This window comes from Haloechinothrix salitolerans (assembly GCF_042662605.1).
Lineage (GTDB): Bacteria > Actinomycetota > Actinomycetes > Mycobacteriales > Pseudonocardiaceae > Haloechinothrix_A > Haloechinothrix_A salitolerans.
Window position 1 is genome coordinate 4,549,930 of record NZ_JBHSXX010000001.1, and the last position, 16,313, is coordinate 4,566,242.

The 16,313-nt window shown below is 68.9% G+C and carries 14 protein-coding genes; 2 read left to right on the plus strand and 12 right to left on the minus strand.

The annotated features are described in order from the left end of the window. Positions 1 to 27 precede the first annotated feature (27 nt). Entirely contained in the window at positions 28 to 1,881 is a 1,854-nt protein-coding gene (locus ACFQGD_RS21570; protein WP_345397725.1) for an ABC transporter ATP-binding protein, read from the plus strand. On the opposite strand, the gene ACFQGD_RS21575 is transcribed toward ACFQGD_RS21570, so the two are convergent. From ACFQGD_RS21575 to ACFQGD_RS21595, 5 genes are read right to left on the minus strand one after another with little or no spacing between them, the layout of a single operon-like run. After that, positions 1,872 to 2,909 (minus strand): hypothetical protein, encoded by a 1,038-nt coding sequence (locus tag ACFQGD_RS21575; RefSeq protein ID WP_345397728.1) that lies wholly within the window; start codon positions 2,907 to 2,909, stop codon positions 1,872 to 1,874. The two genes, ACFQGD_RS21570 and ACFQGD_RS21575, sit on opposite strands and share 10 nt — an antisense overlap. Further along, on the minus strand, positions 2,906 to 3,334 hold the full coding sequence (locus ACFQGD_RS21580; protein ID WP_345397731.1) for a lasso peptide biosynthesis B2 protein: 429 nt from the start codon (positions 3,332 to 3,334) through the stop codon (positions 2,906 to 2,908). Before ACFQGD_RS21580 ends, ACFQGD_RS21575 begins: the two co-directional genes overlap by 4 nt. After that, positions 3,331 to 4,530 (minus strand): asparagine synthase-related protein, encoded by a 1,200-nt coding sequence (locus tag ACFQGD_RS21585; protein WP_345397734.1) that lies wholly within the window; start codon positions 4,528 to 4,530, stop codon positions 3,331 to 3,333. The genes ACFQGD_RS21580 and ACFQGD_RS21585 overlap by 4 nt, the downstream gene beginning before the upstream one ends. Positions 4,531 to 4,541: 11 nt before the next feature. Beyond that, entirely contained in the window at positions 4,542 to 4,901 is a 360-nt protein-coding gene (locus ACFQGD_RS21590) for a PqqD family protein (RefSeq protein ID WP_345397737.1), read from the minus strand. Between the two features lie 2 nt (positions 4,902 to 4,903). Then, complete coding sequence (locus ACFQGD_RS21595) at positions 4,904 to 6,271, minus strand: HNH endonuclease signature motif containing protein (RefSeq protein ID WP_345397740.1); 1,368 nt, start codon at positions 6,269 to 6,271, stop codon at positions 4,904 to 4,906. Positions 6,272 to 6,616: 345 nt separating this feature from the next. On the opposite strand from ACFQGD_RS21595, the gene ACFQGD_RS21600 reads away from it, so the two are divergent. Then, the gene (locus ACFQGD_RS21600; RefSeq protein WP_345397743.1) at positions 6,617 to 8,590 is read left to right on the plus strand and encodes a right-handed parallel beta-helix repeat-containing protein; all 1,974 of its coding nucleotides are present in this window, start codon (positions 6,617 to 6,619) and stop codon (positions 8,588 to 8,590) included. 7 nt (positions 8,591 to 8,597) lie between these two features. On the opposite strand, the gene ACFQGD_RS21605 is transcribed toward ACFQGD_RS21600, so the two are convergent. Genes ACFQGD_RS21605 through ACFQGD_RS21635 form a run of 7 tightly spaced genes read right to left on the minus strand, consistent with a single transcriptional unit; the run spans position 8,598 to position 16,313 of the window. Then, on the minus strand, positions 8,598 to 9,923 hold the full coding sequence (locus ACFQGD_RS21605; RefSeq protein ID WP_345397746.1) for a glutamate-1-semialdehyde 2,1-aminomutase: 1,326 nt from the start codon (positions 9,921 to 9,923) through the stop codon (positions 8,598 to 8,600). Beyond that, entirely contained in the window at positions 9,920 to 10,468 is a 549-nt protein-coding gene (gene rfbC, locus ACFQGD_RS21610; RefSeq protein ID WP_345397902.1) for a dTDP-4-dehydrorhamnose 3,5-epimerase, read from the minus strand. Before rfbC ends, ACFQGD_RS21605 begins: the two co-directional genes overlap by 4 nt. Further along, the gene (locus ACFQGD_RS21615) at positions 10,468 to 11,727 is read right to left on the minus strand and encodes a polysaccharide pyruvyl transferase family protein (RefSeq protein ID WP_345397749.1); all 1,260 of its coding nucleotides are present in this window, start codon (positions 11,725 to 11,727) and stop codon (positions 10,468 to 10,470) included. The genes rfbC and ACFQGD_RS21615 overlap by 1 nt, the downstream gene beginning before the upstream one ends. Further along, a complete protein-coding gene (locus ACFQGD_RS21620; RefSeq protein ID WP_345397753.1) occupies positions 11,724 to 12,674 on the minus strand; it encodes a glycosyltransferase family 2 protein in 951 nt (316 codons plus the stop codon). The genes ACFQGD_RS21615 and ACFQGD_RS21620 overlap by 4 nt, the downstream gene beginning before the upstream one ends. A 5-nt stretch (positions 12,675 to 12,679) precedes the next feature. Next, entirely contained in the window at positions 12,680 to 13,945 is a 1,266-nt protein-coding gene (locus tag ACFQGD_RS21625) for an MATE family efflux transporter (RefSeq protein WP_390183349.1), read from the minus strand. 41 nt (positions 13,946 to 13,986) lie between these two features. Continuing rightward, entirely contained in the window at positions 13,987 to 15,282 is a 1,296-nt protein-coding gene (locus tag ACFQGD_RS21630; RefSeq protein WP_345397758.1) for a DUF4910 domain-containing protein, read from the minus strand. Beyond that, on the minus strand, positions 15,282 to 16,313 hold the full coding sequence (locus ACFQGD_RS21635; protein ID WP_345397760.1) for an NAD-dependent epimerase/dehydratase family protein: 1,032 nt from the start codon (positions 16,311 to 16,313) through the stop codon (positions 15,282 to 15,284). The genes ACFQGD_RS21630 and ACFQGD_RS21635 overlap by 1 nt, the downstream gene beginning before the upstream one ends.

Genomic DNA, 16,313 nt, shown 5'->3' on the forward strand with positions numbered 1-16,313 from the left:
CTCCCGCAATACCGATACGCTCGTGCGATGCCCCTGTCAGGCAGAACGCGCACGTCGGCGGCCACACCACGGTTGGTAGCGGCCGCCGCGCGAGAGGTCGTGCGAGCCGACCGAGCTGGCACCGTCGTCGCCACGCTGTACCAGCTCGTCGGCGCCGCGGCGTCGCTCGGTGTCGTTGGCGCTGGCAAGCTCACCTTCGACGCGCTGCTGACACCGGACGACGCCCGCATCGGTCTCACCCCGGCGTTGATCGCCCTGGCGCTGCTGACCGCACTGTCCGGCGCGATCGGACCGCTGCAAGCGCAGCAACATCGCCTGCTCGGCGAACGTGTGTCGCAGCGGGTGTGGGACCGCCTGCTCGACGCCACCGCCCGTGCCGACCTGCTCAGCTACGAGGCCACTGGCTTCGCGACCGACCTGGAACGGGTCCAGCAGAACGCCCTGACGCGCCCGTTCGCGGTGACGACGTCGCTGCTCGGGCTCACTGGCGGCCTGCTCGGCGTGGTCACGATCTCCGCCGCACTGATCGGGATTGAACCGCTCCTGGTGCCCGTCCTGCTGGCAGCCGGTGTGCCTGCCGTGCTGCTGTCGCGGTGGGCCAGCCGCAGCGAGTTTCGCTTCGCCTCCCGGCTGACCGCGCTGTACCGTCGCCGCAACTATCTTCGGCAGTTACTCACGCAACGTCGCCACGCGGCAGAGTTGCGGGCGTTCGACTCCGCACCACGGCTACGCCGCTACCACAGCGCCTTGAACACCGACGTCGCCAACGAGCTGCGCGGCCAAGTGCGCCGGCGGCAGCTGATCGCGGCCATGACGACGTTGGGCATGGCCGCCGCGCTGACGATCGCCTTGCTCGCCATCGTCGAACTGGTGCGCCGAGGCCGGATCGACCTCGCTACGGCGGGAGCGGCCGCGATCGCCGTCCGCCTGCTGTCCACGCAGCTCAGCACGCTGTTCACCGCGATCGGTGGACTCATCGAGTCCGCGCCGTTCCTGGCCGATCTGGAACGGTTTCTCGCCGCCGTTCCCATGACGACAGCGCGCGGCACCCGACGTCCGCTGCGCGACCGCGTCACGCTGAACGGCATCGGCTTCCGCTATCCCGGCCAGCAGCAGCGAGCCGCCGACGACGTCGACCTCACCATTCGCGCTGGTGAGGTGGTCGCGCTCGTCGGCGAGAACGGTTCCGGCAAGACCACGCTCGCGAAGATCGTCGCGGGCCTGTACGACCCGGACGTCGGTGTCCGCCGCTGGGATGGCGCGGACATCGACCCGGCGGACCTCCGCGCCTCGGTCTCGGTGATCTTCCAGGATTTCGTGCGCTACCAGTTCTCGCTGCACGAGAACATCGCGATAGCGGAGGATGGCCGTGGCGATGGCCGCGATGATGGTTCGGACGTTGGCCGCAATGGCTCCGGCGATGGTCACGACAGCGCTGCCGATACCCGCGACGCCTCTGCCGCCGTCATCGACGCCGCCCGCCGCGCTGGGGTGCTCGCGGCGCTGCCGTCGTTGCCCGACGGCATGGACACGGTGCTCGGCCGTGACCTCGACGAGGGCGTGGACTTGTCCGGGGGCCAGTGGCAGCGGATCGCGTTGGCGCGCGCGCTCTACCGCACCGCCGACCTCGTCGTGCTGGACGAGCCCGCCGCCGCGCTCGACCCGCGTACGGAGCACGCGCTGTTCACCGACGTGCGGACCACCCTGGACGGCCGCGCAGCGCTGTTGATCTCGCATCGGTTCTCCAGCACGCGCATGGCCGACCGTATCTACGTGATGGACCAGGGCCGGATCATCGAGTCCGGCACGCACGACGAGCTGATGGCGCGCGACGGCCAGTACGCCCACCTGTACCGGCTCCAGTCCGCTGCCTACCGCTGAACCGGTGCGGTCGTGGCGGCCATCGTGTCGCGCAACGCGGGCAGAACACCGTCCAACGCGTCACCCCATGGAATCGTCGCCAGCACCACGGGCACCCGCTCGACCAGGTCGGCGAGGCCGTGGAAGGTGGTCGCCAGCGCGTCGGGCTCGCGCCAGCCCAGCACCCGGGGGAATCGGCTCAGCAGCAGCAACGCCCGCGCCGGAGCGAGCCGCTCCACCGCGAGTTCGGTGGCACCGCGGTCAGGACGCGGCACGACACACAACGCTAGTGGCACGGGGCTAGCGGGCACGCCCCCGGACACCCTGCCCGGCACGGCGCCAACCGCCCTGTCGAGCCGCACCGCGAGCCTGCCGTCTGCCGTGCGCCGCGTGCGGGCGCCGTTGGCGAGCAGCTCCGCACCGGGACGCAGCCGAGTCTCAGCGCTGCCCGGGTAGACGCGCATGCCAGCCGCTTCGCGCCGCACGGCCGCCTCGTGCCGCCCAGCCGCCTCATGTCGCTCGACGCGTAGCACGTCGTCGGCAAGCAACGAGCAGCCGTCGCGGCACAACGCCGTTGCCAGGGTGGACTTGCCCATGCCGGACGCCCCGACGAACGCGATCGCCGCGTCGCCGTCCCGAACGGCACTCGCGTGGAGCACGAGCTCGCCCCGCAGGATCAGATGCAGCGCGAGCATCATGCCGGTGGCGAGCACGGGCAGGTAGCCGTCGTCGACATTAGGGTGCGGATACGCGGTGACCTCACCGAAGTCCTGATCACCGACAAACTCGCACAATCCCGGGTAGCGCAGCACAACACCGGCACCGGCACGGGCGATGCCGTAGCGCAGCGCACCGTCCGCATCGGTCAACGTCGCCACCAGAGTGCCATCGGGCGGTTCGGGGCGCACCGGACGCCCAGGTCCCCGGCGCAGCACCAGGTCAGGCTCGGCGGCACTTCTCGTGCCGATGCTTGTCGTGTCGCCGGGCGGCAACGGAAGCTCGATCTCACTGACGACGTCGAGACCGTGGGCGCGGTACTGGTACGTCACGACGTCCTCCCGCGCACGTTGCCGAGGGCCGCGTAGTGCAGGGCGGCTGGGTCGAGTGGGACGCCGTCGATCTCAAGCCACGCGTGCGCGCCGAAGGTCGCTGCGGCTCGGCGGACCCCGATCCGCAGCACCGGGTCAAGCTCGCGCAGTCGATGGCCAAGCAGCAGGCACCGCCGCAGGCACGTGTCCCCTCCCGGCCACACCGATGCGACGGCACAACAGGCGCGCACCGGCGTCCTGGTACGCCGTGGCAGCACGACGTCACCAGCACGCGGTTGGCGTGCGCTGGTCAGGTCGCTGCGTACGCCGAGGCGCACGCACGCGGTATCGACACCACCGCTACGCAGGAGCACCTCGATGACGAGGAGTGTCAGCACTGCCCGCACCGACTCGACGGCGAAGCGGCCCGTACGCAACGGTTTCACGACGTCACCGCCGTAGCGAGCCATGCCTGCTGCAGCAACAGCGCGGTACCTGCCGGTGGATGGTCAGACAACCACGCCGCACGGAGCGCGTCCGGGTCGATCAGTTCGGCGTCGCAACCAGCTCCGTCCCATGTGCTGGCGAACGCGCGCGAGTGGCTGCCGAAACGGGATGCGTTGAACGACGCCTTGTCGGTGCGGCGAAGCACGGCGTCCGGGAGGAGCCCGTCGGCGAGCAACCTGGTTGCCGCGATGCGCGTAAGCCCGTCCCAGTGTCCACCGAAGGCGGCATACGCGGCGATGAACCGATCGTCCGCCAGCGGTTCCACCAGCGCGCAATCCTTCCCGCGCGCCACGACGCCTCGGGTCCGCTCCCCGATGGTGACCGCACGGGACGTCCTGGCCGACAGTACGCTGCGATCCCAGCGCAGCGGTTGTCGCGCCGCGTTGCGAGCGACGACGCGACTGGCCGCACGCCGGTATGCCGGTCGCAGCCAGCATGGGTCGGTCACCTTGTATCTGGCGATGAGGTACCGCAGCGGCGATGGGGCGGCGCTGGCTCCCACCACAATCCAGTCCGAACGGGACAGTCCGCGGCCACGCCGTCGCAGCACCGCGCGCAGTACGGCGGCCCGGTGGTTGCCGAGGATCTCGTCGCCACCGTTTCCCGTCACGAGGCTGCCTCCCGCAGCGTAGTCAGCAAGGACGACGGTGTTGGCCAGCGCGGCTGGATACACCGGGCCACCGTGGGCTCGCAGGACCGGCGCCATGACAGGGCCGATGAGGTCAAGTTCTGCGGTGATCTGCCTGCGTTCCCATTCGAAACGCACCCCCCGTCCGCGCAGGTGTGCGACAACGGCTTCTTGCCATGCCGACTCATCGGCCTGTGGGTCGTCGGCATAGCGCAAGGTGAGCGCGACCGGTGGCGCATGGCCTTCGCGCGCCGCCAGATCGGCCGCGACAGCGAGCAGCAACGACGAGTCCCTACCGCCCGAGAAAGCGATGACACAGGGGTGACGTCGCAATGCCCGGCGCAACGCGGCGCGCAAGGCGCGGAAGGGGTTAGCGGCCGGTGTCCGCGCTGTCAGCGTTCGCCACCCTCGCGATTCGATCGGATACCCGAACGCTATATCGGCAGGTGTGAGTAGCGGCAAACCGGTCGGTCCGATTCGCAGCGGTTCGTCGTGGGCGAGCAGCACAGTCGGTTCCGTCAGTGCACCAGCCCTTCATCGCGCAAGCGTGCGACGAAGGACTCAACGTCGCGGCGCGCCACAGCACGGTCGACGTCGTACTCGGAGACGATGGTGTCGACGAGGTCATCCACCGATCTGTCTTCGACGAGCAACTCAAACAAGCGAACGCCGACGCCCTTGATCGTGAAGTACCGCGACCTCGGTAGGTTGAGCACGATCGTCTCATCGCCGATCGTGCGGGCCGACGTGTCAGCCAACCGGACGCGCATGATGCCCCCTTTGTCCCGCGCGAGCATGGTCATAACCAGGTTCGCCGTAAAGCGGTGACCTGTTACGCCGAGGCTGGTGACCGCGGCTAGACCAGTGCTGGTGGGCACGGCTAGAACGGTGGTGGGCCGGGGTCGGGTGGCTCGGGTGGTTCCGCGCCGGGCTCGGGCGGTGGCTCGGGCTCGGGCGGTTGCTCGGGTTCGGGCTCGGCGATGCGGGGCGCTCGGGGCCGGTACTTGCGGCCGGTGGGCGTGGTGATCGTCAGCGTGTCCCCACTGAACTCGAAGCTCCACCCTGGTCGGCCCTTGAGCCGGTGGTGCCTCCGACACAAGCACACCAGGAGCTTGGCGTCGGTGGTGCCGAGGTGCTGCCACTCGATGCTGTGGTCGGTATCGCACCGCCGGGAGGGCCGGTTGCAGCCCGGCACCAAACAGCGCTGGTCGCGGGCCCTGACATAGTCGCCAAGCTGCGCCGGTGGCCGATAGCGGTGACGTCCCATCTCCAGCAACTGTCCCGTGGCGGGGTCGGTGAGCAACCGCCGCCACGTACACCTCCGGTCAGCCGCCATCTCACGAGCGATATCCGCCGGGATCGGCCCATAACCCTCCAAGTCACCGGGCAGGTCCCGTGCGCCGAGGAGCGTCGTGACCGGAACGGTCACCTGAATCCGCACCTGCCGGTAGCTCTGCCGCTTACCGAGTAGCAGTTCGGTAAGCACGTCAGCGCGGATGGCGTCCAAGCCGCGCTCATCACGACGGGACTTGTCCGACTTCGCGATCGCGTCGATCCGGGAGTAGATCGCGCACGCGGTCTCCGCCGGGAGATAGGCGCACAGGTCGGCCATCCCGTTCTCGGCGAATCGCAGCTCCAGCCTCCGGTCTTCCCGACAGCGCCGCACCCGCTCGGCGGCACCCTCGGGATCGAGCTTGTCCACGCGGTAACGGGCGGAGCGTTGGATCGCCGCGCCGTCCCGCCCCGCCAGCAACGACTCCATCTCCGCGTCAAGTTGGTCCACGTGCTCATCAGAGAGCAACGCGCCCGTCTCCACGACCTTCGCGGCCTTCGTGACGTCCACATCGCCACGCTCCAACGCCGTCAACAACCGAGGAAACCGCGACGTGATCTGCGTGGCGAGCTCGATCTGACGATCAGCCTGATGCTGGCTCACGGCTAACGCGAGTCCGACTTCGTCAGCGGTCTCCCGCTCATTGCCACGCCGCCGCCGCAGCTCCGCGAGCGCCTTAAGCTGCACCGCCTGAACCTGCCCGATCAGACGCTGAGAGAGCTTCGCGAGCTCCACCAGCACATCCGGGTCGAAGGCAGTCCACTTGACATCGCCAAGACGAAGCACGTCCTCCGGCGTCGATAGACAACCCTCACCACCGGAGTCGCGCTCGTCGTTGGGTACGCCTTCGACGTCTGATTCGTGGTCGCTTCCGCCATCGGACGGCTGTTCGCCGTTGAACTCCGGCTCGGACATCGGCCTCACCCCCTGCCGCGCGCGTTGACACTGACTCGTCATCCCGCGCCCCAAAGAAGAGGCCTACGCCCACCATAGTCGAACTAGTGTTCTAGACACAAGCGTCGCACTGCCTGCAAAGCCCACCCAGAAGTGTCGTCCGCGAATGGCGTTCGCACGACGTGCGCCGCCGTAACATGAACACTCCACGCAGAGCACGGCCGCAGAACCTCGTCCGTGACCGGGCACGTCGATTTCGGGATCGGAACGAGACAGCTACGTAGCCGAATACGTGAAGTCACGGCTTCGCGTTCGCGCTCGCTCAGCAAAGCTGACAATCCCGACTGCTCCCCTACGAGGTGACGCATGGCCGAACACAGTCACCACCAGCCCGGCACCCATCGACACGAAACACGACGCCCGAGACGTCGACCGCGCCGGACGCTCACCGCCCTGCTGCTCGCCAGCGCGACCGCCGTCGTGATCACGGGCGTCGTCACGGTGCTCCCCACCAGCGCCGAAGCGCCCGTGCCCCGGCTCGCGGTGGAACGCACCGTCACGTGCCTCACCGACGCCGAGGGCATGTGCACTGTCGGACACACGCTCGGTGTGGTGCCCACGCGGATCGAGGTCACCCCGTCCCTGCCGCCACGCGCCCGCGCCTACGACGTGGCCGTCGTGCCAGGGTCCGCGACCGATCAGCGGTTCGAGGTACAAGCAGAGCGGAACAACGGCAAGCCGAAGTCTTTCAGCCGCATCCGATTCGACTACCGCGCCTCGGCCGGTGGCGAGCTGGGGGTGGCGACAACCGAGGGCACCACGGCGCGGGAGACAACCGAAGCAACAGATCCCACCCCAAGTACGACAACCGACTTGGCCAGCCCCACGCCCACGACGACAGCAACGACGTCCGACGAGACAACGACCACCACCACGCGAACGACGTCCGACACGACGCTCCCCGCGGGGGCCACCAAGGTATGCGGCACGGACGCGCTGGATGGCCCGGACAACCCGCCAGCGGGCGCCGTCGTCGTCCCGGCGGGCGACAACAGCGACATCGACTTCGGCCACGCGGACACCACATACTGGTTCGAGCCCGGCGTTCACACACTCGGTCAAGGCGAGTACACGCAGATCGTGCCTGGTGACAACGCGACGTTCATCGGCGCGCCAGGCGCGGTGCTCGACGGCCAGAACACCAACCGCTACGCCTTCACTCAGCACGCGAGCGGCGTCACGATCCGCTACCTCACCATCCGCGACTTCGTCGCGCCAACCAATGAGGGCGTCGTCAACCATGATTCCGGGGATGGCTGGACGATCGCGCACAACACGCTGATCAACAACCAGGGCGCGGCGATGATGGCAGGCTCTGGCCAGCGCATGATCGGCAACTGCGTCAAGAACAACGGCCAATACGGCCTGAACGCCTTCCAAGCGGGGAACCAGATCCGCGACATCGTGCTGCGCGACAACGAGTTCGCCGGCAACCACACCGCGGACCTGGAAACCCAGATACCTGGCTGCGGGTGTAGCGGCGCGATGAAGTTCTGGTCGGTCGACGGCGCCGAGATCGTGGGCAACTGGATCCACGACAACCACGGCCCCGGCATCTGGGTCGACACCAACAACAACGATTTCCTGATCGAAGGCAACCTCATCGAACGCAACGACGGGCAGGCGGTGTTCTACGAGATCTCCTACAACGTCGTGGTGCGGGACAACGTGATCCGGCACAACACGTGGGCCACCGGACGCGCCTTCGCGAACCGCGGCGACTCGTTCCCCATCGGCACCGTGTACCTGTCCGAGGCGGGTGGCGAGCCGCGCGTGCCAGCGCGCACCTCGGTCGTGGCGGTGAGCGGCAACCGGTTCGTCAACAACTGGGGCGGCATCGTCGGGTGGGAGAACGCCGACCGCTTCTGCGGGACCAACACCACCAGCGAGTGCACGCTGCTGATCGGCGAGGACGGCATCGACCGGTGCGCGCCGCCCGGCATCAACACCGACCCGGAGTACTCCGATTGCCGCTGGAAAACGCAGCGGCTCCGTATCAGCGGCAACGTCTTCGTGCACGAACCCGCCAAGATCGACGGCGGCTGCCCCGCGGGATACTGCGGCGTGTCGGCGTTGCTGGCGAACTACGGCACCTGGCCGGACTGGTCGCCGTATCAGGGCCGCACCGTGCAGCAGGCCATCACGTTCGAGCAGGACAACCGCTGGTTCGACAATGACTACACCGGGCCGTGGCGGTTCACGCCGTACGAGACCGGCAGGCTGCTCACGCTAGCCGAGTGGCAGGCAGCGCCGTACGAGCAGGACGCGGGCTCGTCGTGAGCAACCCCTAGCTATACCGTCGCAGCACCGGCGCCACCGGCCGACCGCCCATCCAGGGCGTCGGGTCGGCGACGTCCAGTGCTTTGCGATACACCGCGCAGGCGCGTCCGACGACGTCGATGGTGCGGTCGATGTCGTCCTCGGTCAACGCACTGCTGACCACAAAGGACGGCCCGAGCACCCCGCCGAGGACGAGCTGCCGCAGGAACAGCGTGCGGTACTCCTGCGACGGCCGCAACCGCTCATCGAGCGTGGCGAACACCAGGTTGCTGGCCCTGCCGCGCACCATGACGTGGTCGGCGACGCCCATCGCGGCGGCCACCTCGCTCACCCCGGTGGCGAGCCGCTCCCCCAGCGTGTGTAGTCGCGCGGTGATGCCCTCGGCGCGGTAGGTGCGCAGCACGGCCATCGCGGCGGCGAGCGAGTGCGTCTCCGCGCCGTGCGTGGTCGAGAGTAGGAACGTCCGCTCGCGATCGGAGTGCAACCCGCCCTGCTCCATCAGCTCCCTGCGCCCGGCGAGCGCGGACACGGCGAAACCATTGCCCAGCGCTTTACCGAACGTCGACAGGTCCGGCGTGACGCCGTACAAGCCCTGCGCACCGGACTCCGACCAGCGGAAACAGGTGATCATCTCATCGAAGATGAGCACGCAGCCGTGACGATCCGCCAGCGCGCGCAAACCGGCGAGGTACCCATCCGGTGGCTCCGTCAGCGTCGCCGGTTCCAGGACCAAGCAGGCGACGCGGCCCTCGTGGCTGCGCAACAGCTCCTCGGTAGCGGCGAGGTCGCCGTACGGGAACCGCACGGACAGTTCCGTGACCGGGTCGGGAATACCCGCGTTCATCGGCGTGGTGCCGATGAACCAGTCGTCGGTGGAGAAGAACGGTTGGTCCCCGCAGAACGCCACCAGGGGTCTGCCGGTCGCGGCGCGGGCGAGGCGCACCGCTGCCGTCGTGACGTCGGAGCCGTTCTTGGCGAACTTGACCATCTCCGCCGTCGGCACCGTGTCGAGGAACAGATCGGCGGCCTCGGCCTCGATGATGCTGGGCCGCACGAAACCGGCGCCCCGCTCCAGCTCGCGGCGCACGGCGGCGAGCACGGCGGGATGCGCATGACCCAAGCTGACTGATCGCATGCCAGCGCCGTACTCGATGTAGCGATTGCCATCGACGTCCCACACGTGCCCGCCGTGGCCGTGTGTGATGACGGGCGCGAGGCCCTCCGGGTACTGGTCCTCGCCCTTGGCGTAGGTGTGCGCGCCGCCGGGAATCAGTGTGTTCAGCCTGCGGTTCAGTTCGGTGGATAACGGCAGCACGCCGTTCACGGTGTTCATCCGCGCCGTCCAATCACCTCCGACAGCGGCCGCGCATGTCGATCCCGCTCCGACATCGCCGTGACCGGCAGCGGCCACGGGATGCCCAGTGTCGGATCGTCGTGCGCGATGGCGATGTCGGCGGCGGGATCATGCGTTTGGTCGATGCGGTAGGCGACGTCCGCGGGCTCGGTGAGTGCCTGGAAACCATGCGCGCAGCCCGCCGGGATGTAGATCGTCACCTGCGACTCGTCGGTGAGCTCGAATGTCTCCACGGCCCGGTACGTGGGCGAGTCCGGCCGCAAGTCGACGACGACGTCGAACACCGCGCCGTACGAGCAGCGCACCAGCTTCGCCTCGCCCTGATCGCGGCGTAGATGCAGACCACGCACCACTCCCTTGTGCGAGCGCGACGCGCTGTCCTGCACGAACGCCGCCGGGTCGATACCAACCGACCGGACGACATCGGCATCGAAAGTGCGGCTGAACGTGCCGCGTTCATCCTGGTGCGGCCGCGGTTCGAACCGGTACGCCCCGGCGATGGCCGGAATCGGGATCGCTTTCATCATTCCCCCTCGGTGTGACGGTGCTCGGTGTGACGGTGCTCGGTGAACAGGAGAGCGGACAGCTCCGCGAGCTGCCGCTCCACACCTACACGCGAGGCCGCGCTGCGAGCGGCCATGCCCTCCCGCAGCTCGGGCGCGCGACGCTCCAGGTCGGTGAACTGCGCGATGAGCCGGTCCAGGTCGGGTTCCCACGCCGGGTGGCAGAACTCGGCGAGCCCGGACTCGGCCATGGTGACCTCGGTCTTGGCGGAGTAGCCAACCGCGACGATGGGTTTGGCGAGCATCAGCGCGCAGACGATGTTGTGATAGCGCGTGGCGACGACCGTCTGGACGGCCGCGAGCTGCCGCAGCACATCATGCAGATTGGTCAGTGGTTCCGCGATCAACCGCGACGGGTCGAGATCGGGATGGCGTGCACGGGCGGCGGCCAGGATCTCGTCGACGACGTCGGTGTCTGCCTTGTCGCCGGATAGCAGCCGCACCGGCCTGCCCGCGGCGAGCAGCCAGAGCACGAATCCGGTCATGGTGGCGACGTAAGCGCGGTGAATCTCGTCAGCGCGATCTCGGTCGTCGTTGCCGCCGTGGTAGGCCATCACGCCGACACCTACGGCCCCGTCCCTCGGCTCGGGCAGTTCGGGCACAGGCAGCGCGAACGCCAAGTCTGGGTAAACGCGGTCGCCGCTGACGTCGAGTCCCATCTGGCGCAGCGCGTCGCGGGAGTGCTCGTCCCGGTAGGAGCGGTAGTCGGCGAGCCGTGCACCTCGGATGACCAGCCAGCGGGTCAGCGGTTTGCTGATGACGTTCGCGCCGACGCTGACGAGCGCGACCTTGGTGCCGGTGAGCTTGCTCGCCAGGCACAGTGACAGCAGCGAGTACGGCATCGCCCACGGTCGCAGGGGCAGCGCCGCCTCGAGTACCCCCATGCCGGGAACGATCACGACGTCCTTGTCGCGTACCCAAACCAGCGTCCGCAACGGATCGAGCAGCTTCCCGATGATCTTGAGCAGCGTGGCCCGCGCTCCGGTGGCGTTGCCCGCGTGCGCCTCGTACCACTGCAACGGGCGGGCGGGAGCGTCGTAGCGACGAGCGAGCCGGTCGGGGCCCATGCAGAAGAACCCGATCCGCGTGTCGGGATGGCGCTTGGCTAGGTAGTTGGTTACCGCTTCCAGCGACCCGTCGTTACCGAGGTTGCCAGAGCCAAGGATGCCGAAGAACCCGACATGATGAGTGCCGCTATCTCGCCAGCGCCGCCTGGTCATCTTCGTTTTCTCTCGCGCAGCGTCGAGGACTCCGAGGACCCCGAGGTGTCGACCTGGCCCGCCCCGAACGACGGCAGCACGCGGGCGAACGCCAACCGACGCGCCGGGATACGCATCCCCCGCCCGGCGAACCAGCCGAGGATGGCGCGGTAACACGCCGCGCGGTCCCGAGGGGACAATGGCGACCGGCGGATCACACTGAGGTAGCCGCCAACGTACTCGGCGAGCAACCGCGCGGTGCTGTGGTTCGCGCGACGCGGGTCAAGGTTGCTGCAGACCGCCGAGATGCTGGGCAGCCGGTCACCGCGACCCGGATGGTCGCGGCGGAAGTACAGCACCTCCGGTACCTGCAGGAACCGCCCGTATAGCGACAGCCCGGCGACGAACACCCTGCCGCCGTTGTGATAGCTGTCCATCCTCGGCGCGCGGCGCATCACATCGAGGCGCACCACGCCGTAGAAGTCGTCGCCGCCGTCGGTGACGAGCAGGCTCTTGAACCGTTCCGGCGCGGACGGCGAGTCAGTGGCGATGGTGTAGTCGTACTTCTCCGCCAGGGTGCCGTCGGCGTCCACGACAGCCATGTGGGAGTGGCACAGCACCGCGTCGGGCTCCGTGTCGAGCGCGGCGACGCAGCGCTCCAGCAGCGTGTCCCCGAACCGGTCGTCGTGCGCCGCCCATTTGAACAACTCGCCGCGCGCCTGCCCGACCAGGAAGTTGTGGTTGGGAACCGCGCCGATGTTGCGGGGCTGGCGGATGTAGCGCACGCGCGGGTCGGCGTCGGCGTAGGCGCGGCAGATCCGTTCGGTGGCGTCGGTGGACGCGTTATCCGAGATGATCAGCTCGAAGTCGGTGTAGGTCTGGCCGAGCAGATCGTCCAGCGCTTCGGTCAGGTAGTTCTCCCCGTTGTAGACGGGAAGTCCGATGCTTAGCCGTGGCGTGGTGGTCATGTCGCTCACTCCTCGTTGCCGGTGGTCAACACCACCGGAGCACTTCCGGGTGTCGTGATCTGCCGGGCGTGATCGCGCAACCCGGCGTGCAGTTGGGTCCACCAGACCAGCGCCGCACACCAGGCCGCGATGGCGGCGCCCCACGCGGACCCGCTCGCGCCCGCGATGGCCGCGCCCAGGAGTCCGCCGGTGACGAGCCCCGCGGCGGCGAACAGTTGACAGCGCAGACTGCGCGGGGCCGCCCCAAGTGCTCGTAGTCCCGCCGTGGCGCCGTTGGACAGCCCGACGCCGGCGACGGCGAGGGTGGCGGGAATCAACAGCGCCGACGCGGCGGGCCAGACCTCGCCGAGCAGTCCGACCCCGAGCGCGTTCGGCAGCAGCACCAACAGTCCAAGCCCCCACAGCAGCGCGCCACCGACCTGCAGTCCGCCGAGTCCGAGACAGAACAGCCGTAGTCGCCGCGGGTGGGTGCGTAGCACGCGAGACGCCTCGGGGACCGCGACCAGCGCGAGCCCCATGGTCACCGCGATGAACGGACCGAGCATCAGATCAGCGCCACGCACCGCGCCGACGTCAGCCAACCCGGCGATGGCACCTAGGCCATACATCCTGATCTGGGCGGCGCCGCTGATGCTGACGTTCTCCACCAGGTAGCGCGGGCCGAGGTCACGCTGCTGCCGCAACCACGGTCCGACGCCGCGCGCGTGTGGCGCGAGCCCCGTCTGCACCCAACCAAACCCGGCGGCGACGGCGGCGGCCCCGCCCCAGGCGAGCAGGAACGCGAACACGCTGCCACTGCCAGCCGCGAGCATCAACGCTGGGACGAGCGCGGCTGCCCACACCATGTCATTGGTGAACGCGCGGCGGCCCTCCCCCGCCGCGAAGAACGCGAACCGCCAGCTGTCCTGCCACAGCAGCGCGGGCAGGATCAGCCCGAGCGCGACGAACGCCGCGCCGAGCGTGCCGCCGATGGCGGTACCCGCCGCGATACTGACTACGCCCGCTGCCGCGCCGACGCCGAGCGCGGTGCCGCAGGAGCGCGGGACGGCCTCCCGCCACTCGCCGTGCGGCACGCCGCTGAAGCGCACCGTGAGCGGGTCGGTGGCAAGCCCGCGAGAGATATTGAGGACGACGCCGTAGGTGACCCAGGCGAGGGTGAAGATGCCGAATTCGACCGCACCAAGCGTGCGGGCGACGACGACGCTCACCGCGAAGTTGGTCATGCTCGACACGGCTTGGTCGGCGAGACCCCAGCTCAACCGCCCCGCCATGGCTCGGACGGTTCGGGAGCGGATCGCGGCGCGCACGGGCATCACTCCTTGACCAGCTCCGCGGCGAGCAGCGCGTCCGCGGCGGCGGCGATGGCGTCGAACGGCAGCTTGGCGCGTTCGGCGATGTCGAGCAGCGAGTGGTCGCCGTCGGAGTAGTTGAGCACCCAGAGCATCGCGAGCTGCGCCTGCTTGGCGTCGCTACGACCGCCAAGCGCCTCGTAGAGCCCGCGTTTGCCGAGTTGCGGCTCGCCGTGCGGGTTCAGGTTGACGTAGCGGCGGTCACGGTCGAGCACCGCGAGCAGCTCACGGCAGACCGCGAGAGTGTCGGCCATGGCGTCCGGCGTGACGAAGTCGGGGTTGTCGGCCGAGGTGTGGTACTCGGAGTACGCGGCGTATGGCGTCCTGGTGAGGCAGCCTACGCCGAGGTTGAAGCCCGGCGAGCAGTACTGCCGTTCGTCATAGCCATAGGGCGAGAAGTCGACAACGCGATGTGGACGCTCCGATGTGGACAGCACGTGCGCCGCGGCCCTGTCGATGCCCGCGTCGCCGCGCCTGCTGCGTTTGTAGGTGAGCTGACCCCGGTCGCCCGCGCAGGCGAGCACGAGGCCGTGGGCGACGCGGTCGATCCGGTGCTGGTTGCGCGCGAGCCAGGTGATCGAGCCAATGGTGCCGGGCGCGAACAGGAACCGGTAGGTGTAGTGGGGTGTCTGTCGCGCCAAGTGTCGGGCGAGCTGGCTGGCGACGGCGATCCCCGCGAGGTTGTCGTTGGCGAGCGACGGGTGGCAGACGTGGCAGGAGATCAGCACCTCATCGCTGACCTGGCCGGGCACGACGTGCTCGGCGTAGGTGAGGTGGCCGTCGGCGAGGTCAGCGTCGATGACGACGTCGTATACGGCGTCATCGCCGTCCCGCTCCAGCGCGTCGAGAGTGCGCTGGGTGAGGCAGAAGCCCCAGTCGCGCTGGTAGTAGCTGGTTCGATAGGGAATCCAGTCGGGATGATCGGGCAGCGTGTGCAGGTGCGGCCGCAACTCGGCGAGGGACATCCGTCGCGACACCGGCTCGCTGTAGCCGACGACGTGCAGGTTCGACACGGCGAAGTCGACCACGCGCCTGCCTGCGGCGTCGACGATATAGGCATCCCGGATGGTCCACTCCGGCGGCACGGTCCAGTCGAAGACCTCGGTGCCAGACGGAACCTCGGTGACGTCGAGCGGGAGATCCTCGCCGATGATCCGTAGCGTCTCGCGGACACCGTCGCCGGTGATGCTGCGACACAGTGGGTACAGCCGCCGCACCAGTGTGTGCATCTCGGCGCCAACGGCGGATGCCGTGCTCATCACGCCACCGCCTTCGTCGGTCGCAGCATGGCGTCGATGTCGCCCACGTCGGTGCGGTCGGACAACCACGCCAGCCGGGTGAAGCGGCGTTCGAAGTCCGCCGTGGTCAGTCCGAAGCGGCGGTAGGCGTCGGCGAGTTCGACCGCGCCGTCCGCGACGGTCCAGCGGGCGGCGAAGCCGGTGGCGGCGCGCATCCGGGAGAAGTCGACGCGGTAGGAGCGCGGGTCCGAGCCGTTCTCGCCGGTGATGCGCAGCTCGGCGTCCGGCACGGCGGCGACGACCTCGTTCGCGATCTCGGCCACGGTGAGGTTGTTGGTTTCGGTGCCGACGTTGAACGCCGTGTCGTGCACGTACTCGCGCGGCGCGACCAGCGCGGCGGCGAACGCGGCCGCGATGTCAGCGGCGTGGACCAGCGGCCGCCACGGGGTGCCATCCGACAGCACCAGCACTACGCCGGACAGCAGCGCGTGGGCGACGAGGTTGTTCAGCACGATGTCCGTGCGCAGCCGGGGTGAGAACCCGAACGCGGTCGCGTTACGCAGATACACCGGGGAGAAGTCGACGTCAGCGAGCGCGTGCAGATCGTCTTCGACCCGCACCTTCGACTCGGCGTACGGGGTAACGGGCCGCAGCGGCGCGTCCTCGTTGAGCAGGTCGTCACCACCGGACGCGCCGTACACAGAGCACGTCGACGCGTACAGGAACCGCCGCACCCCCGCATCACGTGCGAGCCGAGCGAGGCGGACGCTGGCGCGGTGGTTGATGTCGAACGTCAGCTCGGGCGCGAGCGACCCGAGCGGATCGTTGGACAGCGCGGCGAGGTGAATCACGGCGTCGAACCCTGACAGGTGGGAGAGCGTGATCTCGCGCAGGTCGACCGGAATGCCGGGTGGGTCCTCCGGCTCGGCGCCGAGCACGCAGGAGGCGAACAGACCCGAGTCGAGCCCGGTGACCTGGTGGCCCGCTTCGGCGAGAATCGGCGCCATGACGGTGCCGAGATAGCCCTGATGTCCGGTCAGCAGCACACGCAT

Coding starts and splice junctions, on each gene's coding strand:
- rfbC (WP_345397902.1), bottom strand. CDS start 10,468: ATGAAAGCGATCCCGATTCCGGCCATCGCCGGGGCGTACCGGTTCGAA.
- ACFQGD_RS21630 (WP_345397758.1), bottom strand. CDS start 15,282: ATGAGCACGGCATCCGCCGTTGGCGCCGAGATGCACACACTGGTGCGG.
- ACFQGD_RS21600 (WP_345397743.1), top strand. CDS start 6,617: ATGGCCGAACACAGTCACCACCAGCCCGGCACCCATCGACACGAAACA.
- ACFQGD_RS21615 (WP_345397749.1), bottom strand. CDS start 11,727: ATGACCAGGCGGCGCTGGCGAGATAGCGGCACTCATCATGTCGGGTTC.
- ACFQGD_RS21570 (WP_345397725.1), top strand. CDS start 28: ATGCCCCTGTCAGGCAGAACGCGCACGTCGGCGGCCACACCACGGTTG.
- ACFQGD_RS21635 (WP_345397760.1), bottom strand. CDS start 16,313: ATGCGTGTGCTGCTGACCGGACATCAGGGCTATCTCGGCACCGTCATG.
- ACFQGD_RS21625 (WP_390183349.1), bottom strand. CDS start 13,945: ATGGCGGGGCGGTTGAGCTGGGGTCTCGCCGACCAAGCCGTGTCGAGC.
- ACFQGD_RS21620 (WP_345397753.1), bottom strand. CDS start 12,674: ATGACCACCACGCCACGGCTAAGCATCGGACTTCCCGTCTACAACGGG.
- ACFQGD_RS21605 (WP_345397746.1), bottom strand. CDS start 9,923: ATGAACACCGTGAACGGCGTGCTGCCGTTATCCACCGAACTGAACCGC.
- ACFQGD_RS21595 (WP_345397740.1), bottom strand. CDS start 6,271: ATGTCCGAGCCGGAGTTCAACGGCGAACAGCCGTCCGATGGCGGAAGC.